A 22766-nucleotide genomic window follows, 5' to 3' on the forward strand; every position below is an offset into this window, starting at 1 on the left:
ACACCGCTCCCTTCCGGCACACGCACAGGAAACGAGCCTCATGCCTCGAAAGAACCTTTCCCGGCTGACCATCGCCGCCCTCTCCCTCGGCCTTGTGGCCACGCTCGCCCCCTCCGCGGGCGCCGACCCCGCCTCGCACGGCGAGAAGCACGGCTCGAACGCCTCACACGCCTCGCACGCCTCGTACAAGCAGGTCGGCTACTTCGCCCAGTGGGGTGTCTACGGGCGGAATTACCAGGTCAAGGACATGGACACCAGTGGGGCCGCGGCCAGGCTGACCCACATCAACTACGCCTTCGGGAACGTGAGCGCCGAAGGGAAGTGCTTCACCGGCAACACCCCGGGAGAGGCCGACGCCTGGGCCGACTACGCGCGCCCGCTGGACGCGGCCGGCTCCGTCGACGGCGTGGCCGACACCGACGACCAGCGCCTCGCCGGCAACTTCAATCAGCTGCGTGAGCTGAAGGCGAAGCATCCCGGTCTCAAGGTCCTGATCTCGTTGGGCGGTTGGAGCTGGTCGAAGAACTTCTCGGACGCGGCCCTCACCCCCGCCTCACGCCGCGCCCTGGTCTCCTCCTGCATCGACCTCTACATCAAGGGCAATCTGCCCGTCGACGGCACTCGCGGCGGCGCGGGAGCCGCCGCGGGTCTCTTCGACGGAATCGACCTCGACTGGGAGTGGCCCGGTTCGGCCGGTGACGTCGGCACCGTCTTCCGCCCCGAGGACAAGCAGAACTTCACCGCGCTCGTACGGGAGTTCCGCACGCAGCTCGACTCGTACGCCAAGTCCCGGAAGGGCCACGGGAAGCGCAAGCACTACGAGCTGACCGCTTTCGTCCCGACCGCCCCGGCCAAGATCGACGCGGGTTTCGAAGTCTCAAAGATCATGCGGGACTTCGATTTCGTGAACCTCCAGGGATACGACTTCCACGGCACCTGGGAGCCCACGACCGCCCAGCAGTCCGCGCTCTTCGCCAAGCCTGACGACTTCAGCGTCAGCCAGACGGTCAACGACTGGCTGCGGCGCGGCGCGCCGGCGCGCAAGCTCGTGGTCGGCATGCCCTTCTACGGCCAGGGCTGGACCGGCGTCTCGGGCGGCGGCGACGGCATGGGCCGGCCCGCGACCGGCGCCGCCCCGGGCACCTGGGCGAACGGCAACGAGGACTACAAGGCGCTGAAGAAGCTCGCGGACTCGGGAACGTACACCGTGCACCGCGACGTCAGGAACGGCCACGCCTGGCTCTTCGACGGCACGACGATGTGGACCTACGACGACCCGCAGGTGCTGCGCACCAAGTCGGCGTACGTCCGCGCCAAGGGGCTCGGCGGCGCGATGTTCTGGTCACTGGACGGGGACACCCCCGACGGCGAGCTGATCAAGGCCGTCGACCGCACCCTCGGCCGCCGCTAGGGCGTGTCCGGCCGGTTCCCGCCGGTTCGCCGGCGGGAACCCCACCGAAGAATCTCCGGCAGGCGGTCGAGGCTCGGGCGGGGCGAGGCACTCGGTTCGGATTTTCTCTCGGTGAGCCCGGAGTTGAGTGGCTCACCGAGGTTCCGCCGGCCCCTGCTCCTCGCCCCTCACCGGCGGGAACAGAATGAACCCATGGAAAGCGGCGATCCCAGGTAGGCGAAGATCAGCTCAGGGGAGTTGTCAGCTCACGCAAGACGCTCGGCTGGGGTTTCCCAGCCGAGCGTCTTGCGTGGGCGACGGCGTCCAGGTCCTCGCGGGTGTGGACGGCGAGGTCGGTGCCCTGGCCCCAGGTCGGTGAGCGTCGCAGGTCGCGGCCCTCGGAGGCGTCGAGGGCTATACGGGCTGCGTGCCGAGAGTCCTCGGCAGGATGGACGCCCAGTTCCGCTCGACGAATTCCAGACAGGCCTGCCTGGTGTCCTCCCGGTGCGCCTCGGTCCAACCGCTGGGCGTGTCGGCGAAGGCGGGCCACAGCGAGTACTGCCCTCCGTCGTTGACAAGTACGACGTAGCGACCGTCGGAGTCCTCGAACGGTTTCGTCATCGTGGTGCTCCTCTTCATGTCTGACGGGAGAGAACCGGGAGTGACGTGTCCTCTCACCATATGCGCAGCCGCCGGCGAGAAGCTGAGCCTCCATCAACTCTCCGCGGGCGGTGTCACCGGCGCCCCGGTAGCCCTTGCCGGCCCGGCACTCCACGCCGCGTGGGCCGGGGGTTCGCCCTGCGCGTGGGCGCGCCAGCCGGCACGGGGTGCGCTCGACCGCGCCGGTGACGGCGCCACGACCATGGGGCTCACCGAAACCGGAGACTTGGCGCCGGTCGCCTGATCGCTGCCCCGGACCGGCCGTTCGGGCCGGCCAGGTCCCGTCTGCATTCGGCCAAGCGGCGGGTCCTCGCCGGCGGACCGACCGTGGTCGATGTCGACCGCCACTGCCGAGCCGAAGCTGTGCACCACTGACAAAGTTCCCTGCACGCACGACACAGTCCGAAGCCCACGACGACCCTAAGGTCCATGGACGAGGCCAGAGAAAGGGGCGTCACACCCCCGCATCACGAGCCTTGTCCAAGCCGTCCTCTGCCCGCATCACGCCGGCTCGGACCGAGGACGGAAAAAGCTCAATACCCGGCCGTCAACCTGCGATTCTCTCAACTTCGGTTCAGAGAAAGGGAGTTGACGTTCGAGCATCGGGTTTTCAAGAGGCAGCAGCTGGATATGTCTGAGGCGCAAGCTTCCTTGCGTTACACAACTGACCTCGCGGGGCGGGAGACAGGTCATGTTGAGCAGCTCACTCTCCGGTGTGCTCACCGACAAGGGCGTGCCGGAACTGTTCGAGGCACAGGCGGCACGTACCCCCGATGCCATCGCCGTCATCTGCGGTACGAGGCAGGTGACATACGCGTCATTGCACGAGTCCTCCAAGCGGCTGGCCGGCGTGCTGCGCCGGTCCGGCGCCGGTCGCGGCACGGTCGTCGCGGTGTGTCTGCCACGCTCCGTCGGCATGCTCGTGGCGCTCTTGGCGGTGCTGCGGACAGGAGCGGCCTATCTGCCCGTGGACCCTCGGTATCCGACCGACCGGGTCCGGCTCATGCTCGCGGAGTCAGGAGCGACCCTGCGGCTCGTCGCCCCCGGCGCGGCCGACAGCGGTGCACCAGCGACATTGACCGTGGACGAGGCGGGCACGTCGGTCACGCTCCCGCTGGGGGGCGGCGAGTCGGCGCCGCCGCCGGGCGACGGGGAGTCCGTCACCCCACGGCTTCCGGACGACACCGCGTACATCATCTACACGTCCGGGTCCACCGGTCGCCCCAAAGGCGTCGTCGTTCCGCACCGGGCGCTCGCCAATCTGCTGGCGTCGATGCGCCGACTACTGCCGATGGACGGCGGGGACCGGCTCGTGTCGGTGAGCACGGTGGCCTTCGACATGGCCGTCCCCGAACTTTTCCTTCCGCTGACGAGTGGCGCCGCGGTCGTGCTGGCCACCGCCGAGACGGTGCGCGACCCACGGCTCATGACCGCGCTGCTGGCCGACAGCCGGGCGACGGTCCTGCACGCCACCCCGTCGCTGTGGCGCGAGTTGCTGGCGTACGAGCCGGAGGGACCGCGGGTGGTCGCGGGAATACGGGCCTTCGTCGGCGCCGAGCCGCTCTCGGAGCAACTGGCCACTCGGCTGCGTGAACTCGCGGCCGAGGTGGTGAACATGTACGGGCCGACCGAGACAACGGTGTGGTCGACCCATGCGAACCTCGGGCAGCAGACCGGTCGACCGGTTCCGATTGGGAAGCCCCTGGACAACACGCGGGTGCACGTCCTGGACGCCAGGCTCCGCCCGGTGCGACCCGGAGAGGTCGGGGAACTGTACATCGCGGGGGTCGGCGTCGCGCACGGTTATGTCGGACGGCCCGCACTGACCAGCACACGCTTCGTGGCGTGCCCCTTCGGGCCACCCGGAACCCGGATGTACCGCACGGGCGATCTGGTCCATGAGAACCCGGACGGCGACCTGGTGTTCGTCGGCAGGGCGGACCACCAGGTCAAGGTGCGTGGTTTCCGGGTTGAGCTGGGAGAGATCGAGGCGGCGCTCGAACGGGACCCCGGCGTCCTGGAGGCGGTCGCCGCCGTTCGCGAGGACTGGTCCGGAGGGAACCGGCTGGTCGCGTTCGTGGCCCCGGCCCCCGGGGGGCCGGGGCTGGACGGTGAGGCCGTACGACACCGGCTCGCGCGGACGCTGCCGGAGCACATGATGCCGTCGGCCTGTGTCGTGCTCGACCGCCTGCCGCGGACAACGCACGGCAAGATCGACCGGGCCGCACTGCCCGACGACCGATCGGCCGGGCCCTATCAGGCTCCCAGGACCGTCGACGAGGGTGCCATGGCCGCGCTCTTCGGGGAGGTCCTGCACCTTCCACGGGTCGGCCGGGACGACAGCTTCTTCGTCATGGGCGGTCACTCCCTGCTCGCCACCCGGCTGGCCGCCAAGGTGCGTTCGGCGTTCGGCGTCGAGCTGCCGATCCGGAGCATCTTCGAGAAGCCGACGGTCGCCGCGCTCACCGAGGCCGTCCGGGCCGGCTCCGGTCGGGGCACGCCCCGGACAGTGCGTCGGCCCGACCCGTCGCAGGATTCACCGCCGGTCTCCTTCGCCCAGCGGCGGCTGTGGCTCGTGCATGCCACGGACCCTCAGGGCTGCACCTACAACATGCCCCTGGCCTGGCGGCTGAGCGGACCGCTGGACACCGTGGCGCTGTCGGCCGCGCTGACGGACGTCGTCGCCCGCCACCGGACCCTGCGCACGGTGTTCGAGGAGGTCGACGGACAGCCGGTGCCGCGCCTGTTGGACACCGCACCACAGCTCCAGGTCCGTACGGCGGACCCGGCTCAGCTGGACGCGGTGCTGCGTACGGCGGCGCGGCACCCCTTCTCGCTGGCGTCCGAACTGCCGCTGCGCGCCACCCTGTTCACCACCGGTCCGGACGAGCATGTCCTGCTGCTGGTAGCGCATCACATCGCCACGGATGGATGGTCCGAGGGAATCGTCGCGCGCGACCTGTCCCAGGCGTACGCGGCCCGGCGCGCCGGTACGGCCCCGCGGTGGCAGCCTCTTGAGGTGGAGTACGCCCGGTTCGCCGCGTGGCAGCGGGGCGTGGACGCAGGGCCGGGCGCGGCCCAGCTGGATTACTGGCGGCGAGAACTGGCCGACCTGCCGCAGCCTTTGCGGTTGCCCCGGGACCGGGCCCGGCCGGCCACCGCCAGCCACCGGGGCGGCACGGTCCCGCTCGCCGTCTCCGACGGACTACTGGACCGGCTGCGCACGACCGCCGGACGTCGCGGCGCGACCGTGTCCATGATCCTCCAGTCGGCGCTCGCCGTCCTGCTGCACCGGCTGGGCGCCGGAGAGGACGTGCCGATCGGTGGACTGCACGCGGGCCGCGCCGATGACGCGGTCACCGGCACGGTGGGGTACTTCGGCAACACCTGGGTGCTGCGGGTCGGACTGTCGGACGACGCGCCGTTCGACAGTGTTCTCGACCAGGTCCGTGTCAAGGCGCTCGACGCGTACGACCGTCTCGATGTCCCGTTCGACCGGGTGGTCGAGACGCTGAACCCGCGGCGGTCGATGGCCTACCACCCGCTCTTCCAGGTGATGCTGGCCTGGCACGACCGGACGATTGCCTGGCCCCCGCTGACCCTGGACGGCGTGGCCGCCACCCCGCACACCGTGACCACGGGAACCTCGAAGTTCGACCTCTTCTTCAACCTGAGCGAACTCCCGGGCGGGGGCGCGACCGGAACCCTCGAATACGCGGCGGATCTGTACGATGCGGCCACCGCCCGGCGGATGGCCTCCCAGTTCCTGCGTGTTCTCGAGCACATCGCGGCCGACAGCCGTGTAGCCGTGGGCGCGGTGGAACTGATCTCCGCGGACGAACGGCGCGCGCTGCTGGCGCGGTCCAGCGGTGCCACGGCGACCGTGCCAAGGGTTTCGATTCCGGTTCTGGTGACCCGCCAGGCCGAGCGCACCCCGGACAGGCCCGCGCTCACCTGCGACGGCGTCTCACTGAGCTACCGGGCGCTGGACGCCAGGTCCAGCCGCGTCGCGGCGTCGCTGCGAGAGCGCGGCGTGGGCCGGGGCGTCGTCGTCGGCCTCGCGGTGCCGAGGTCGGCGGACCTGGTGGTCGCGCTGCTGGGCATCCTGAAGGCAGGGGCCGCCTACCTGCCACTCGACCCGCGCTGGCTGGGCGGCAGGCTACGGCGTCTGCTGGCCGACGCGCAGCCGATGCTGGTGATCACGGATGCCGGCACCAAGCCACTGCTGCCCGCCTCGGACGCGCCGAGTGTGCTGATCGGTGAACTCGACACGACAGACGTGACGGACGAAGCCGATGCGGCCGAAGACGGTGCGGAGCCCGCGACGCCGGCCGACGCCGACGACCCGGCCTATCTGATGTACACCTCGGGCTCGACGGGTGTCGCGAAAGGCGTGCTGATCACCCACGCCACCGTCGTCAGCGACGTGCTGTCGCTCGTGCCGCGAATCGCGCCGGACGGGGTGGCCGGGGTGCTGGCGAGCACCTCGATCAACTTCGATGTCTCGGTGTTCGAGATCTGCGCCGCGCTTTTCACCGGCGGAACGCTCGATGTCGTCCGGGACCTGCTCGCACTGCGGGAGGGCTCCGGATGGACGGGCACCATGCTGTGCGCCGTGCCCTCGGTGCTGACGGAGTTGCTCGATGGCGATGTCCGGCACATCCGTCCCGAGACGGTGGTCTCGGCCGGTGAGCCGCTCCCCGGCAGCCTGGTCCGGCGCATCCGTACCGAGTGGCCGGACGCCCGGCTGGTCAACGCGTACGGCCAGACGGAGTCGTTCTACGCCACCGCCCACGTTGTCGCCCCGGCGTGGGAACCGGTGGACGCGGCCGCCGCGCCGATCGGCCGCCCGCTCGCGAACATGGAGGTCCGGGTGCTCGGCAGACGGCTCGAATCGCTGCCGCCGGGCGTGGTCGGTGAGCTGTACGTCGCGGGCAGGCTCGGGCTGGGCTACCACCGGCGGCCCGGGCTGACCGCGGAGCGCTTTGTGGCCGACCCCTATGGACGGGCCGGATCGCGCATGTACCGCACGGGTGACCTGGCCCGGTGGAACGCCCACGGGGAGCTGGAACTCGTCGGCCGCGGTGACGCCCAGCTCAAGGTCCGTGGCATCAGGATCGAACCGGGTGAGGTCGAGGCGGCCCTCACCGACTGCCCGGGCGTGGCCGAAGCGGTGGTGGTGGCCTCGGAGACAGGACTGGGCGGCACACAGTTGATCGGCTATGTCACCGGGGCGGAGCGGCGCTCGGGGCAGCCGCAGAGCTCGCCACTCACCGAGGACGCGTTGCGTACTCATGTGGCGCGATCGCTGCCGGAGTTCATGGTGCCGGCACGGCTGGTGATCCTGGATCGGCTGCCGCTCACTCTCAGCGGAAAGGTCGACCGTCACGCCCTTCCTGAACCGCCGCCCGATTCGGGAACGGCACGGCGTTCACCCCGTACCCCGGAGCAGCAAAAGCTGGTGCGCTTGTTCGCGGAGGTTCTCGGTCTGGAACAGGTCGGCGTCGAAGACGACTTCTTCGATCTGGGCGGGCATTCCCTGCGGGTCGCCACGCTGGCCAGCCGGATTACCCGGGAACTGGGCGTGAAGTGCTCGATGACCGACATCGTGAAGCACCGCACGGTCGAGCGGATCGCGGACGTGTGCGCCGCGAAGCGCGACCCGGCGCGAACGACGGGAGAGTGAGGTGCTGTTCTCCGCCGAGTCCGCGAGTGGCCACGTCACCGTGGCGGGGCACTACGGCATGGTGACGCATGCCGTGGACGTACTGTCCGCCGTCACCGGATTCCTCGACCGGCACAGTGAGGAGTTGCGACCCGAATGACGGCTTTGCTTCCCGCGGCCGCCGCGCGGCCGGCCACGGTCAACATCGGCATCCTCGCTCATGTCGACGCGGGCAAGACCACGCTCACCGAGCGGCTGCTCTTCGAGACCCACACCATCGAACAGCCCGGAAGCGTGGACGAGGGCACCACCCAGACCGACAGCGACGAGATCGAGCGGCGCCGGGGCATCACCATCCGGACCGCCGTGGCGTCCTTCACCTACGGCTCGCTCCAGGTCAACTTGATCGACACACCTGGGCACGCCGAGTTCATCGCGGAGGTCGAGCGCGCCCTGCGGGTCTTGGACGGCGCCGTACTGGTGGTCTCCGCCGTCGAGGGGGTGCAGCCCCAGACCCGGATCCTGATGCGCGCCCTGCGTGACATGGCGTTGCCCACGCTTATCTTCGTCAACAAGATCGACCGGATGGGCGCGCGGGCAGGTGATCTGCTGGACGACATCCGCGACGCGCTAGGGGTGCTCACCGTCCCGCTCAACCGCCCTCTCGGCGCCGGCACCCGAGATGCCAGGGTGACACGCGTGCTCCACGACGCGGACGGGGTGACGGATGCCGCCGAGGTGCTGGCCGAGAGGGATGACGAGTTACTCGCGGCGCTGGTGGCCGGGGCGCCGCCCGAGCCTGCCGAGGTCTGGCCGCGGCTGGCCGCCCAGGTCGCCGACGGGGGCGTCTGTCCGGTCGTGTTCGGCTGCGCGCGGGACGGGATCGGAGTCGTGGACCTCCTGGAGACCATCGACCGGACACTGCCCCGGGCCCAGGGATCGGGCAACTCGACGCCGCGCGGCACGGTGTTCGCCGTAGAGCGGGGCGGTCACGGTGAGAAGACCGGCTACCTGCGGCTGTTCGGCGGCCGGGTCCGTGAGCGCGAGCGGCTGACCTGGCACCGGCTCGGCGAGGACGGCGTCGACACCTACCGGGGCGCGGTCAGTGGCCTCGACGTCGTCGGCGGGTCCCACGGCGACGTCCTGCATCCCGGGGGCATCGCCCGGATCCGGGGCATCGCGGATCTCCGCGTCGGGGACTGTCTGGGCGGGATCGAGGCCACCGACGGCGTGACCCGGTTCCCTCAGCCGACGCTCGAATCGGTCGTCTCCCCGCGCGTTCCCGGGCAGGCGTCGCACATGCACGCCGCCCTGCTGGAGCTGGCGGCCCAGGACCCGCTGATCAACGCCCGGTCACTGGACGGCGGAGGCACCTCGGTGCTGCTCTACGGCGAGGTGCAGAAGGAAGTCATCGCGGAGCGGCTACGCAACCAGTTCGGCATCGAGGCGGTCTTCAACCCGAGCCGGATCATCTACAAGGAACGCCCCGTGGGCACGGGTTCGGCACAGGTGGAGATCGGGCGCAGTCCGTTCGTCGCCGGCATCGGGCTACGGGTCACGGCCGCGCCCAGGGGCACCGGCGTCCAGTGGTCCACCGAGACCGAGAGGGGGTCACTCCCCCAGGCGTTCCGCACCGCTGTCCGGGAGACCGCGTACGCCGCACTCCAGCAGGGTCTCTACGGATGGCCGGTGACGGACTGTCACATCACCCTGGTTCACAACGCGTTCGACAACGCGTGCAGCACCGGCGGTGACTTCCGGGGCCTCACACCGGTGGTGGTGATGCGTGCGCTGGCCAAGGCCGGCAGCGCCGTCTTCGAACCGTGCCACGCCTTCGAGGTCGAGTTCCCCGCCGACGCCATCTCCTCGGTGAGCGCCCTGCTGTCCCGTGCGGAGGCGCGTATCTCGAGCACCCTGCCGCGAGGCGGTTCCTGGCGGATCAGCGGCGAGCTGCCGGTCCGGAGCGTCACCGGCTGCAAGACAGCGCTCCCCGGCGTGACCCAGGGCGAGGGTGTCTGGTGGTCCCGGCCGGAGGGCGACAGAGCGGTGCGGGGCGCCACGCCACGCCGCGCGCGTACCGACGGCAACCCGTTGAATCCCGCGGAGTACATGCGCAGTCGTGTTGTGGGAAGGAAGAACGGTGGCTGACGAGCTGACCGGCGCGGCCGGACTGAGTTGGGCCTCACCCGAGTTCTGTGCCGACCCCTACGCTGAACTGCGGCGCCACCAGGACGATCCCATGATCTACGACGAGGCCCTTGAGGGATGGGTCGCGATGCGCCACGCCGAGGTCGAGGACGTCCTGCTCGGCACGGTGTACGCGAAGGACCCGGACAAGGCGCTGGACGGTCCGTACACACGCGTACAGCGGGCCATGGCCGGATCATCGATGATGTTCATGGACGACCCCGACCGTCGCCGGGTGCGGGGTCTGATCAGCCGGGCATTCACGCGGGGACGGGTCGCGGCAATGCGTCCACACATCGAGAGCATCGCCAACACCCTGCTCGACGCGGTGGCGGACCGCACCTCGTTCGACCTGATGGACGCCTATGCGGCGCCGATGGCGATCTCCACCATCGCCACCCTGCTCGGGGTCGACGACTCGGATCACGACCGGTTCAAGGCGTGGTCGGAGGACCTCGCGCTGGAATATGACCCGTCACTCCCCCAGAAGACCCAGGACCGTATCGCGCTGGTGCGCGACGAGTTGGTGATGTACTTCGTGGAGGCCATTGAGGAACGCACACACAGGCCGCGTAACGATCTCATCAGCGCCCTGGTGCTGGCCCACGATGAGCACGATCAGTTGAGCCTGGAGGAACTGGTCTCCACGCTCGTCATGCTGCTGGTGGCCGGGAACCTCACCACCACGGACCTCATCGGCAATGGCGTGCTCGCCCTCTTGGAACACCCTGACCAGCTCGAACTGCTGCGTCGGGACCGGTCGCTGCTGCCTCGCGCCGTGGAGGAGATCCTCCGCTACGACAGCCCGGTCACCGTCACGGACCGGATCGCCACCACCGACCTGAATCTGGCCGGCTGTCCGGTCCGCAAGGGCCAGTGGGTCTGGGCGGTGCTGATCGCGGCCAATCACGATCCGGCGGTCCATGCGGATCCCGGTCGCTTCGACCTCACCCGCCAACATATCGATCATGTCTCCTTCGGGATCGGAGGACATCGCTGTCTGGGCGCCTCGCTGGCCCGGCTCGAAGCTACGGTCGCCCTTGAGGTACTGCTCGACCGCTGCCCCACCCTGTCCCTCGATTCCACCGCGCCGCCCAAGCGGAGAGCCATTCCAGCGTTTCGCGGCCTTACGGAGTTGATCGTGCGAAGGTGATTTATGGTCCGATTCCAGCGACACTCCGCCATGCGACTTGAATACCGGCGGAAATTGCGCAACGGCCCTATTGCCACGACTACCACTGGTTGATAAATTGAAAATTCAGCTCCATAGAAAATCCATGGGGCACTTGCCCGCCATCAGGCAGATAGGGAGCAAGTCATGATCAACTATCCACTGTCCAAGAAACCCGCGTTCTTCCCGTCACCAATGGGCGAAGTGTTCTTCGAGGCCGATGCCGGCACGGCAGGCGGTCAGGAGATCCTTTTCGACACGGCACTCGACGCGGAACTGGACGCCATTCTCAACTCCGGTGAGGAAACCGCCGCGTAGGTGGGGCGCATCCGGACCTGAAGAACATTGTGATTGATCTGGTAGAGGCTCCCTGACGGGCGCCTCTACCAGTATCGCATCGGATACGGATGGGTTGATGCTTGTGGATACCATCACCGGTCTTGACCAGGCGAGCCTCCAAGAAACCGAAAAAATACTCCGCCATATGAGGGCACGGCTTGACGCAATCCTCACCGAGCCGACATTGACAGAAGATACATTTGCGGAAGTAACTGCCATCTACGACAACGTCGCGTATGTGTTCCTCTATCTGGAATCCAACGAGGAGTTCGTCAACTACCAGTGGCTACTGCCGCACCGGGACGCCTTCTTCAAGAACGACAGGGACGATACGCGGCTGCTTGCCCTGTGTGATCATTTGCACTGCACCGACCGTGACGTCGAAGCGTCCCGGCTGGCCTATATCGAGCATCTCACTGCCAAGCGGAACACCGATCAGTCCCGTGCGGACAGGCTCGAACAGCTCCAGACGAGCGCGAAGGAAGTCGTCAGAGCCGGGCAGCGGGATCAACTGGACCTGCTGGGCCGCCTGGGCCTGGACATCGGCACCGGCTCACCGGAGAGCATCGCCTACACAGTGATCAGCGGCACGGCCGACGCGGCACGTCGAGGGAAACTGAGCCGCGCCATGGCCATGGTGCGCGACAAGCGGCGGGACGCCCTGGCCGAGGTGATCGACCGCAAGATCTCGGTCCGACGCGAGATCAGCCAGGATTTGGGCCACGCCACGGTCCTCGCGGAGACCATGCGGCGTTGTTCGGTCACCGAGGACGCGGTCCGGCGGCTGATCGACGCCTACGCCACGGCCGCGCTCGAAGAACACGCGGCGCTGGAGTCGGAGATCCGGGACACGGTCAGCGGCGCCGGCGCGCCGATGGACCACTTCGGCCACTACATCCGGCGCCGGCAGGGCGATCTTCCTGTTCCCCTGTTCGAACTCCGCGACTGTCTGGCCTTTCTCACCGAGGTCGCCCACCGGGTCTTCGGACTGCGGATACGAGAGCTTCCCGTATCCGGCGCCCATGTGCTGACCGTCTCCGTCACCAGGGCCGACGAGATCCTGGGGTACATCAACTTCGACCTGTGGGAGTCGGACCGCAAGCAGATAGCCGCCAACACCACCCAGGGCATCCGCAACAGGGTGGACTGGGGCGGCATCGTCCAGCACCCGGTCGCCTATGTGTCGTGCCGGTTCCACCGGCGGCCGGACGGCAGAGATCTCATCACGTTCCAGAATGTTCACAGCCTGTTCCACGAATTCGGTCACGCGATCAATCACATCCTGATTCGCAAGCGGCTGCCGACCCAGTCCGGGTTGGACTATCTGCCCTTGGAACGCATCGAGAACCTCAGCATGTGGAGCGAGAAGTGGGTGTACCACCCGGACCTGGCAGAGCACTTCGGTCTGTCGGCCGAGGAGCGAGCCGGACTGCAATTCTGCCGCCAGGTCAAAGTGCTCGAGTATCGCCGCACCCATGTCGACCGAGCCGTCACCGCGGCTCTGGACTTCGAGGTGCACGGAGGTGAGGCGACCGGCGTCAGCGAGGCTTTCGACGCACTCGACAACAGATTCGGGATCTCCCGGTACTGCACCCTCGGCGACTTTCTTCCTTACTTCACCTGGCCCATGATCAATACCAATCCGGGGGCATCCTTCACCTATCTGTGGGGGGCCGCGGCCAGTGCGGAGATGTTCGGCCCTTTGCTCACGCGACACTTGACCGATCTCTCTTCGGTGGAGTTCGACGGAGCCTTCGCCGCGTGCCTCGACTTCAACGAGCCAAGTACCGAACCGGATGTTCGGGCAGTCTTCGACTTCTACGACGCGACGATGAAGCAGTCGACTACATGACAGAGAGTGCTATGACCTACATCCGCTCCAGGCTGGGCCCGAGGGACGAGACACTGGACCGGGTACTGCGCGACGCCCTGATCCGAGAGGGAATGCCCGCCATACAGGTGGACGACAACGGCGCCCGGATGCTTCAGATAATTACCCGGATGTACCGGCCTCGCCTTGTGGTCGAGGTCGGCACCTTGTTCGGCTATTCGGCGATCCATATTGCCCGCGGGCTTCCCCCCGAGGGTCGGCTGATCACCATCGAGTCCGATGTCCGGGCGGCCCGAATGGCGCGCAGATATCTGGACGAGGCCGGAGTTGGGGAGAAAGTCGAGGTGGTGCACGACGACGCCTCCGACTATCTCGCCACACTGCCGCGAGAAAGCGTGGATATGATATTTATCGACGCCGACAAGAAATCGTATCCGCAATATCTCAAGGCATGCTTCCCCGTGCTGCGTAGCGGCGGAGTACTCATCGCCGACGATGTCGCCCCCGGTGGCGACTTCAGCGGTGAGGCAACCCCCGGTGCCGACCCGGACCGGGAGGCCGCCGCCATCGACGCGTATGTGCGGGCGGCCGGCAGAAGCAACCGGCTGTTCTCGGCATTCATCGGGACCGGGCACGGTCTGCTGGTCAGCTTCAAGGACTGGGGGATACGACATGACAGTCCTGAGTGAGCGGCCGGCGACGCCTCGCAACGCCTTCCAGCGGACCATGGTGGGACTCGAGTGCGTCACCGACGGCACACCGCGACCCGACATCTTCTCCCAGGCCTCCGTCGAGGCCTTCGAGCACACCGACTGGGAACAGTTCGGATACCGGTTCACCCAGGTCTTCGAGCCGAGCGTGCTCCAGGAAGTGGCGGTGCTCGAAGGCATACCGCACGACGATCTGGCACAGCTTCGCCACCGGCCCACCGCGGCCCTGCGACGGCTCGGCGACCTCGTGGACGAGCACGCCGAGCTCGCCTTCGTCGAACAGGTGAATCTGGCCTCGGTGTTGATCAACTTGGCGCGTCATGACCTCGCCGAGACGGTGCTCAGCAAGGCCACCGCCCGAGCTTCCGGCAACCGGGAGCGCTTCGAAGCGGCCTGGTTGGAGTTCATGATCTCCAACCGGAGGGAAGACGGGCGGTCATCGGCTCCCGCGTTCGCCGCGATGCGGCAGGCCATCACCGCCGGGGGTGTACCGCTCCACCGCACGCTCGACGCGTGCACCCAGGCCGTCGTCTGGCACCTCAAACGCCAGGAGGTGTCGGCCGCGGACTTCCACTGGAGCGTGCGCGTCGGCAACGCCATCGCCACCAGGCAGGCAGACCTCGACTCCAGCGGTCTGTCGTCCTGGTACCGCGGGCTGGCGATGCTGCCGGCCGCCAGAGGGCTGCCGAAGCAGACCCGGGCCTACATGGAGGCCGCGAAGTCCGCCGCCGAGCAAACCATCAGGTCGCATGCCTCGCGTGCCTACGAGTTGAACCTGCTGAAGACGTACCACGAGTCGGCGCTCAAAGAGCACATGTACGTCACCAAGGACCGCGACCGGGCCATCGAGGCAGGACGGGCACTGATCGATCTCGACCCCGCGTGGTCGGTGAGCTACGGAGAACTGGCGGAGGCGTTCCGCCGGTTCGGCAGCCCGCGGGAGGCGGCGGAGCTGTACGACACCGCCGCCGCCACCGGGCCGCCGTACGTGGGACACCATCTGCTGATGGCCGCCTCTTGCTGGGAGGAGACCGGTGAGCCGGAGGCGGCGCTCGCGGACTATCTGACCCTCGCCGAACTGGTCCCGGGGAATGCCGAGGTGCTGTCCAGGGGCGCACGCTGCGCGCGTGGGCTGTCGCATACCGCGGCGCAGACCCTGCACAGGGCGCTGGAACGGCTCGACGGAAGTCCTGGTGGCCGATGACGTCCGCACCGCACAGCGCCGCCCCGGCCCGGCCGACCGAGCAGCCGCAGCGTGCGAGGCAACAGCTGCCCCGATTCCGGCACGACCCGCGCCGGTCGCTGCTCCCCCTGAGCGAGAACAGCGCACAGCCGGCCCGGTGGGAGGTGGAGCCCCAGGTCTGCGGTTACCGGAAGCTGGTCCACCATCGCGAGCGGCAGGAGGTGACCATCCCCGTCCCGGTCTGCGCCTCCCCCGTCCTGGTGCCAGGGGTCGGCGCGGTCGTCGCCGGATACGACGGGTACATCCGCTTCTTCAACCGCTCCTTGAGCAAGGTCTACTGGAAGCAGCGGCTGGCCGGCCCGATCTATGCCTCGCTGGTCGTGGATCGCTCCCGGCGCCGGATCATCGCGGCGACCACCGGCGGGCAGGTGGCCTGTCTGGATCTCCGGGGCCGACCGGTCTGGTCCATGGAGACCGGTCTGCCGCTGTACGCCACACCACTGGTGCTGCCCGGTGCGGACCTGCTGGTGCTGGCGGCCTTCGGCAGCCGTTGCCTCGGGCTGGACCTCGCCACCGGCGACCTTCGCTTCACCCACGAGCTGCCACGGCCCTGGCAGGCGGCACACGGCGGTTCCGCCGCCCACCGTGACCCCTACGCCAGTCCCGTCGCCACCGCGGACGGCGAAGCCGTCGTGGCGTGCGCCGAGTACGTGGTGTGCCTGGCCCCGGACGGCACGGAGCGTTGGCGGCGCGACGTGGACTCCACCATCAGGTCCTCACCGGCCGCCTTGCACGAGCTGGGCCAGATCGTGGTCTGCTCCGTCGATGGCCGGTGCCACTTCCTGGACACCAGTTCGGGGCAGCCGTGCGGCAGCGTCGCTCTGGGTGCCAAGGTGGTCTCCAGTCCGGCAGTCTCGGGAAACATTCTGGTGGCCGGCACCGAGGACGGCACGGCTTTCGGTATCGACATCCACAGCCGATCGGTCCGCTGGACCGCTCCCGGGTACGGCGCACACGCCTACAGCTCTTTCACGGTGCTTCCCGACGGCAACTTCAGTGCCGTCGTGGGCCGCGGCAACGCGGTCGGTCTGGACCGCGAGGACGGCCGGTTCCGCTGGGAGACCAGCCAACTGCTCGGGCTGCCCGAACACGATCCGGCCATGGACACCACGCCGGTGGCAGGTCCGGACGGAAGCATGTACGGCGGTTCCTACACCGGGATGATCTACCACTTCCGCTTCCGACCGATCGCCTCCGAGGGGCCGCCGCCGTGAAACGAGCCCTGATCGTCGGTGCCAGCCACAGCCTCGGTGCCCACCTGGCCCGGGGACTGGCCGAGCGTGGGTGGTCGGTCGTCGGCACCGGGCGTCGCCCGGCCGCGGAAGTGCCGTCCGTGCACACATTCGAATACAGATCTCTGGACCTGTCCGTTCCCGGCGAACTACAGCCCTTCCTGGACCGTCAGGACGGCGGCTACGACCTGATCGTCCACAACGCGGTGTCCTACGGGCGAACGTACCGCGGGCAGGGCACGGGGGAGCCGCATCTCGCCGAACTGGAAACGCTGTTCCGAGTCAACGCTCTGATGCCGTACCAGCTGCTGCACAGTCTGCTGGCCGCACAGCCGGCCGACCGGTTCTGCTCATGCGTGGTGGTGAACTCCGACGCGATCCACCACGCCAACCGCCATTCCGGCGCCTACGCCGCCAGCAAGGCGGCCCTGCGGGTCCTGACCACGGCCCTCGCGGACACCTTCCGGTCCGGCGACTCAAGCGTCGCGACGCTGCTGCTGGGCCCGCTCGCGGACCCGCAGAAGCTCGCCGACCTCGAGCGGCTGGCGAAGCGCCACTCGACCGGGACCGCGGATGTCGCCCGCGCATATCTGCGCAAGGCGAATCCGTCCTATGTCATCGACGACCTGATCGATTTCGAATCCTGCCTCCGGAGCGTCGAGTATCTCGCCGGTCTGGGACGGGCAGCCAACGGAATGGTGTGCAAACTCGACGGCGGATCGTCCGGCTCTCTCGTCTGACACCGTCTCACTCCTCGGAGGTATCGATGCCCCGCCCCGCTCATCCGCTCTGGCCGATGATGATGCCCGTCGAGAACCAGGGGGACGACGCGTACTGCACCGAGTCGGCGCACGGTGTGCGCGTGCGTTTCAAGGGCGGGCCCGAACTCCTGTGCGGCACGAGCGGGTTGTGGAACTGCGTCCTCGGCTACGGCAACCTCGCGATCGCCGACGCGGTGCATTCGGCGCTGCGGGACGCTTCCTATCTGAGCCTGTGGGGGTACGAGAACGCCTACGCCCGTCGGGCCGCCGAAGCACTCGTCGAGGTGGCCGGCGCCGAGCACTACGGCCGCGTTCTCTTCTCCACCTCAGGAGGGGCCGCGAACGACTTGACCATGAAGCTGGTGCGGCAGTACTTCTCGCTGCGTGGCGAGGACCTGCGCAAGGGCATCGTCGGTCTGCATGGTGGCTGGCACGGTCTCACCTTCGGCGCCGCCGCGCTGACCAGCGCCAACCTGGGAGACCGGACCTACGGGGTCGACCGCAGGCTGGTCACCCACGTGCACCCCAACGACCCGGAGGAACTTGAGCGCCTGCTCGACAGGCACCGAGGGCGGATCGCGGCCATCGTGGTGGAGCCGGTCATCGGCACCCCCGCGCTGCCGCTGACCGATGACTACACGGCAGCCTTGCTGCGGCTGCGCCGGGAGCACGGGCTGCTGCTGGTCGCCGACGAGGTCACCACCGGCTTCGGGCGGATCGGCCCGTTCTTCGCCAGTCAGGCCTGGCCGGAGCCGCCGGATGTAGTGATCACCTCGAAGGCTCTGACCAACGGCACGCTCGCGGCGTCCGCGGTGATCGTGTCGCACGCGGTCGCCGAGGAGTTCACGCGGGCCGGTGCGGTGCTGGGCGCCGGGGAGACCCAGGCCGGTACACCGGTGACCGCGGCGGCGATTCTCGCGACCCTTGAGGAGATGCGGCGCTTGGACGCCCTTGCGCTCAGTGCCGGGCTGTCCGCCCTGCTCGACACCGAACTGGCGGCACTGGTGAAGGACGCCGGCCTGATCACATCGACGCAGGGGCGGGGCTGTCTGCGCGCGCTGATGCTTTCCCGTCCCGACGGCACGGAGTTCGGCAAGCAGGACATCGCCGCCCTGGTGGCCGCCATCCGCCTGGAGGGCGCGATCGTGCATCCTGGACCGAGTTCTCTTCTGCTGCTGCCGGCCCTCATCTACACGACGCAGGACGTGAAGCTGCTCTTCGACTGCGTCAGGGCCGGTATGGCGCGGTTCCTGCGGGAGACCCCCGTGGGCGCCTCCAGGGCCTGAGGCTCAGACCTCGAGCACCGTGCAGAACCAGTGCAGCCCGGCACAGACACCGGCCAGCGCGATCCGCTCCCCGCTCTTCAGCTCACCGTGCTCCCGGCAGATGTCGAGACAGACGAGCGGATCCGCGCTGCCGAAGTGCCCCAGGCGTGCCGCGAGTTCGGCGTTGGTGCGGTCCAGGGGTACGTCCAGGGCACGGGCCATGCCCTGCATGGCCTCCTGATTGGCGTTGAGCAGGAGCAGCTTCGACAACTCGGCCCGCTTGACGCCCGCACGGCCACAGGCGCTGTCGACGACCTCCGCCAGCCGCGCGTCCGTCATCTGGGCATAGGAGATGAACCGCTCCGGATCCCCTTGGAACGTGCGGTAGATGAGCTCTGCCGGGTCGATGTCGTGGTTGCTCCTCCCCTCGGGGGGAAAGGGTGCCGCGCTGCCGCCGTACTCCAGCCGGTAGAAGTCGGTGTATTCCGCATCTGTCAGCTGCTCGGTGGCCAGCCAGCGCAGAGATCGGTGACCGCGGCGCAACACCGCGGCCGCGGCGCCGTCGCTGTCCGCGGTGGTTCCGCTTCCCATCCGGCCGTGCTGCTCCTCGCTCACCCGTTCCGGACATATCAGCAGCACCGTCCGGACATCGTCACGGGTGGCGAAGAGACCGGCGATGTACTGGAAGGCGAGCACCCCGGACGTACAGGTCTGGGTGAGCAGCAGGGTCCGGACCCCCCGCATGCCCAGTTCGCGGGCTACGGCGGTGGAGGGGTCCCAGCTGAAGTACTCCGGCATGCTGGCACTGGCCACCACCAGGTAATCGACCTGCGACGCGTCCACTCCGGCCCGCTCCAGCGCGGTTCGGCCAGCCGTGGCGGCGAGCATGGAAGTGGTCACCCCGGCGGGCGCCTTGTGGTACGTGCGAAACCCCATCCGAGCCACGAGTTCCGGTTCCACGCCGTAGCGGTGTGCGTCCCTGAGCACATCACACGGCTCGCCGAGACAGCTTCCGAGGCCCGCGATTCCGAAGTCGACCATTGGCATAGAAGCTCGCATTCCGTGTCAGATCCGTGCGTGTCCGACGGGCAGTCGCGCGGTGTCGCAGAGCGCTTGGAGCGCGGATGTCTCCGGCACCCGGGAGGCCGACGCGGTGTCGAAACAGGGCGTGAACGCCTCGGGCATGGCGGATGGGGCGGCGGCCATCTCGTCGAGGGTGAGGCCCTGGTACGGGGCGAAGGTCTCCGCGCTCTCGGCAGCACCCCACAGATAGCTGAAGTGCAGGCCGGGCCTGGCGGTGAACACCGGCCGGGCGAACTGTTCCGGAAAGCGGCCGAACTCCACGCAGTCGGATATTCCGTGCCGCTCATCAAGGTGCGCGTACACCTCGGTCAGTCCTCCTGTGTCGCGGCGGCGGTGCGCCTCGAAGTCCATCGCCGCGGCGACGGCCTGCTCTGCGGCGCCCTGCCGGTACTCCAGCCATCTGGCGGATCCGGCGCTCTTCCAAGCCTGAATGTCGTCGGGTGTCAGCGAGAGAAAGCGGGCGAACTCCGGGTGGTAGACCCATTTCTCGAACCACAGGCTCAGCCACTCGATTCGTTCGGCGGGCAGCCGCTCCAGCCCGGCGGCGTGCGGCAACCGGTCGCGGATCAGCAAGTGGTTCAGCGCGTGTCCGAACTCGTGGAACAAACTGTGCACGTTCCGCGGTGTCAGGCCCTCGGCACCAGAGATGGTGGGAAAGGAGCAGGTCAGGTAGGACACCGGGCGCTGGACCAGGGAGTTCCAGTCCGTACGGTTGCGGATGCCGACCGTGTGGTTGGCGGTGCTCTTGCCCGGTCGCTGCCAGAGGTCGAGGACAATCCGGCCGAGCGGTGCGCTGCTGGAATGGACGTCGGCGACAAGGCGGCCGGAACCGTCGTCGGCCGACAGGCGGATGGTCAGGCCGAAGGCGGCGCGTGTGACGGCGAAGGCGAAATCCAGACAGCCGTTCAGCGGGAACCGTGGAGTCCGCGGGTTGCCGAGCGCGGAACGGATCGCCCATCCGGCGTGGATCATCGGCGGATCGGTCATCCCGATACGGGCACCCACCTCGGTCCGCAGCTCCCGGTGGGTGCGCAGGGCCAGCCGGAGGCACCGCTCCAGGAAGAGCTCGATGTCGGTCTCCGTGGTCCGGCTCCCGAGCAGAGAGCGAGCGAGCGCACTGCGGTGGCCTTCGGCAGCTCCGCGCAGATGGCGGGCCGCGATCACCCGGTCGACCCGGTGCGTCAGCTCGGACAGATGGTGGTCGCGCCGCTCCTGCCAGGCCAGCGCGAGCTTGTCCCGGGTCTCAGCCCGTGGGACGCCGCTGATCAGTTGGCCGAACACCGCGGCGGGCGGTTCGGAGCCCGCGTCCACGCTCAGCCGCTTCAGCAGGTCACTCTGCAGGTCTCGCGACTTGCCGAGCGCTGCCCGCAGTTCGGCGAGCGCCTCGACGACCGGCCGGCCGGAGGTCCGCTCGGAGTCGCGCGGGTCCTGGCACAGCCGCACGTACTCCTGCCGTGCCGACTCCACCCCCGGGTCGACGCAGGACAGCTTCGTCACGAACTCCAGAAGGCGCGAGCGCAGGCCGGGATCCTCGTTGAACGACCACCGCAGCGAGCTGAGCCGTGCCAGGCCCGCCGTATCACCACTCCCCTCCAGGAACAGGCAGACGAACCCGAGGTCGTTGTAGATGGACATGATCTCGACCAGGTCGTCCTCGCCCGGTTCGGGGCGCTTGAGGACGGAGCGCAGCCGACGCAGCATGCCGTCCAGATACTCCGCCGGGGAGGCGATTTGGCGGCCTTCCGGAGTGCTGAGCCTCGCCCCCCGTTCACGTTCCGCCTCGTCCCCTTCGTCGTAGGCCCGGACGGGGTGGTCAGACACTGCCCACCTCTGCCGGCTCCGCCTTCGCCTGGTCCCAGTGGTCCCTGTGTACCGCCCTCCAGAGCACTGCCACGATCACCACCGAGGAAACGATGCCACCCAGCGCTATGGCCCAGAACGCGGACTCGAGCACGAACACCGAGTACCAGGCCAGCGGAATCATGATCCCGTACGTCGTCGCGGTGGAGGTCACTGAGAGCAGACCCGCACGCTGATGGATGGTCAGCACGGCACTGTAGACGGCTTCCATGACGTAGAGCGGCATGGTGGCCATGAACGCGGCGAGCAGGATCGTGGCCAGCCGTACGTCCAGTTCCTCACCGCCGCCGAAGAACTGCAACAGCCAGGGTCCGCACGCCATGATCAGCACGGTGCCCACGGCGGTGGGAACGGCGGTGTACCACAACAGCGTCCGCCCACGTTGCGCCAGCTCCGAGGGTGTTGCTCCCTTGCCGACCTGGTAGCCGTAGTAAGTGAAGACACCCGCGACACACGACTGCGGGACCCGGCAGAACAATGTGTACAACTTCGAGGCGACGACCGCCGCCGCCACCGCTCCGGGGCTGAGCGTGCCGATGAACAGGAACGGGATGATCGCCCCCATGTAGTCGTTGACATCTCGTGCCCCAATGCCCGGGGCGACCCGGGCCATCGACCGGAACTCGATCCCGATCTCGCCCGGCGCCGGCCGCTCGAACCGCTCGCCCTTCGAACGAATCTGACGCCGGAAGAGCACCACACAGCCGACAGCCATCAGCACTTGCACGAACACCGTGGAGACCGCGACGGCCTGCGCGGGAGAAGCGAAGACCGACTTCATTCCGGTGTACAGGACCACGTAGTTCAGTCCCGCGTTCGCGAGGAACCCGAGGACCACGACCGCGAACGACAGGTTCCTCATGCCGCAGATCTTGAGAGCCTCGCTCACCGCGGCGTACCCGACCAACACCATGGCGCCGAGCAGTCGGACCACGATGTAGTCGGCGGTGAGCGGGACCAGCCCCGGGTCCTGCCCGATGAGCTCCAGGAACCACTCGGAGCCCAGCGCGATTGGCACCAGCAGCACTTGGCAAACGAGGCCGCACCACAGCAGAGCCCCGACCAGGACAGGGAGCCGCCGTGCGCGCTCTTCCTCGCCCTCAGCGATGGCCAGGCGACTGCAGAACACCCGCACCAGGCCGCCCGCGAACGCCAGCACGCCCGTTACGACGAGGTCTGCCAGGCCGACCGCGGCCACGTACTGGAGACCGAGCGGGGCGACCATCGCCAGGTCCACGGCGCTGAAACCGGCACCGACGGAACTCATCAGCAGGACGACACCCGCGTAGCCGGCGAAGTTTCTCCGTGTCAGCTCAGTGTGCTTCACCGCTCACCACCCCGAGCCATCCGCTCAGGCTTCTCACAGCAG

General features: G+C 68.4%; 16 protein-coding genes. 12 read left to right on the forward strand and 4 right to left on the reverse strand.

Features of this window, described 5'->3' with window-relative positions; translation table 11 throughout:
- Positions 1 to 40 precede the first annotated feature (40 nt).
- Positions 41 to 1411 (forward strand): glycoside hydrolase family 18 protein, encoded by a 1371-nt coding sequence (locus ACIBBB_RS07345; protein WP_398979660.1) that lies wholly within the window; start codon positions 41 to 43, stop codon positions 1409 to 1411.
- A 393-nt stretch (positions 1412 to 1804) separates the two neighbouring features.
- Here the strand turns inward: ACIBBB_RS07345 and ACIBBB_RS07350 are convergent, their stop codons facing one another.
- On the reverse strand, positions 1805 to 2011 hold the full coding sequence (locus ACIBBB_RS07350) for an MbtH family protein (protein ID WP_398979662.1): 207 nt from the start codon (positions 2009 to 2011) through the stop codon (positions 1805 to 1807).
- 730 nt (positions 2012 to 2741) lie between these two features.
- Between ACIBBB_RS07350 and ACIBBB_RS07355 the strand changes: the two genes are divergently transcribed.
- The 11 genes from ACIBBB_RS07355 to mpaD all read left to right on the forward strand — a co-directional run bounded on the left by ACIBBB_RS07355 (position 2742) and on the right by mpaD (position 18475).
- The gene (locus ACIBBB_RS07355; RefSeq protein ID WP_398979664.1) at positions 2742 to 7736 is read left to right on the forward strand and encodes an amino acid adenylation domain-containing protein; all 4995 of its coding nucleotides are present in this window, start codon (positions 2742 to 2744) and stop codon (positions 7734 to 7736) included.
- A gap of 1 nt (position 7737) precedes the next feature.
- Positions 7738 to 7875: a hypothetical protein gene (locus ACIBBB_RS07360; protein WP_398979667.1), complete on the forward strand. Its 138-nt coding sequence runs from the start codon at positions 7738 to 7740 to the stop codon at positions 7873 to 7875.
- On the forward strand, positions 7872 to 9863 hold the full coding sequence (locus ACIBBB_RS07365) for a GTP-binding protein (protein WP_398979669.1): 1992 nt from the start codon (positions 7872 to 7874) through the stop codon (positions 9861 to 9863). Before ACIBBB_RS07360 ends, ACIBBB_RS07365 begins: the two co-directional genes overlap by 4 nt.
- Positions 9856 to 11055 carry a cytochrome P450 gene (locus ACIBBB_RS07370; protein WP_398979671.1) on the forward strand — a complete coding sequence of 400 codons (1200 nt, stop codon included), beginning with the start codon at positions 9856 to 9858 and terminating at the stop codon, positions 11053 to 11055. The genes ACIBBB_RS07365 and ACIBBB_RS07370 overlap by 8 nt, the downstream gene beginning before the upstream one ends.
- Before the next feature lie 165 nt (positions 11056 to 11220).
- Positions 11221 to 11391, forward strand: a complete 171-nt coding sequence (locus tag ACIBBB_RS07375; RefSeq protein ID WP_398979673.1) for a hypothetical protein — start codon at positions 11221 to 11223, stop codon at positions 11389 to 11391.
- A gap of 103 nt (positions 11392 to 11494) precedes the next feature.
- Positions 11495 to 13264, forward strand: coding sequence for a M3 family metallopeptidase (locus ACIBBB_RS07380; RefSeq protein ID WP_398979675.1), 1770 nt, complete (start codon positions 11495 to 11497; stop codon positions 13262 to 13264).
- Positions 13265 to 13275: 11 nt separating this feature from the next.
- Positions 13276 to 13932, forward strand: coding sequence for an O-methyltransferase (locus tag ACIBBB_RS07385; RefSeq protein WP_398979677.1), 657 nt, complete (start codon positions 13276 to 13278; stop codon positions 13930 to 13932).
- Positions 13916 to 15157: a hypothetical protein gene (locus tag ACIBBB_RS07390; protein ID WP_398979679.1), complete on the forward strand. Its 1242-nt coding sequence runs from the start codon at positions 13916 to 13918 to the stop codon at positions 15155 to 15157. Before ACIBBB_RS07385 ends, ACIBBB_RS07390 begins: the two co-directional genes overlap by 17 nt.
- Complete coding sequence (locus tag ACIBBB_RS07395; RefSeq protein WP_398979681.1) at positions 15154 to 16410, forward strand: PQQ-binding-like beta-propeller repeat protein; 1257 nt, start codon at positions 15154 to 15156, stop codon at positions 16408 to 16410. The genes ACIBBB_RS07390 and ACIBBB_RS07395 overlap by 4 nt, the downstream gene beginning before the upstream one ends.
- The gene (locus ACIBBB_RS07400; RefSeq protein WP_398979683.1) at positions 16407 to 17168 is read left to right on the forward strand and encodes an SDR family NAD(P)-dependent oxidoreductase; all 762 of its coding nucleotides are present in this window, start codon (positions 16407 to 16409) and stop codon (positions 17166 to 17168) included. Before ACIBBB_RS07395 ends, ACIBBB_RS07400 begins: the two co-directional genes overlap by 4 nt.
- Before the next feature lie 26 nt (positions 17169 to 17194).
- Complete coding sequence (gene mpaD, locus ACIBBB_RS07405) at positions 17195 to 18475, forward strand: daptide-type RiPP biosynthesis aminotransferase (RefSeq protein ID WP_398979685.1); 1281 nt, start codon at positions 17195 to 17197, stop codon at positions 18473 to 18475.
- Between the two features lie 3 nt (positions 18476 to 18478).
- Here the strand turns inward: mpaD and ACIBBB_RS07410 are convergent, their stop codons facing one another.
- The 3 genes from ACIBBB_RS07410 to ACIBBB_RS07420 are packed head-to-tail and all read right to left on the reverse strand — an operon-like array spanning position 18479 to position 22724.
- On the reverse strand, positions 18479 to 19513 hold the full coding sequence (locus ACIBBB_RS07410; RefSeq protein WP_398979687.1) for a 3-oxoacyl-ACP synthase III family protein: 1035 nt from the start codon (positions 19511 to 19513) through the stop codon (positions 18479 to 18481).
- A 6-nt stretch (positions 19514 to 19519) separates the two neighbouring features.
- Positions 19520 to 21358 (reverse strand): M3 family metallopeptidase, encoded by a 1839-nt coding sequence (locus ACIBBB_RS07415; protein ID WP_398979688.1) that lies wholly within the window; start codon positions 21356 to 21358, stop codon positions 19520 to 19522.
- The gene (locus tag ACIBBB_RS07420; protein ID WP_398979690.1) at positions 21351 to 22724 is read right to left on the reverse strand and encodes an MATE family efflux transporter; all 1374 of its coding nucleotides are present in this window, start codon (positions 22722 to 22724) and stop codon (positions 21351 to 21353) included. Before ACIBBB_RS07420 ends, ACIBBB_RS07415 begins: the two co-directional genes overlap by 8 nt.
- Positions 22725 to 22766 lie beyond the last annotated feature (42 nt).

This window comes from Streptomyces sp. NPDC051217 (assembly GCF_044455465.1).
Taxonomy (GTDB): Bacteria; Actinomycetota; Actinomycetes; order Streptomycetales; family Streptomycetaceae; genus Streptomyces.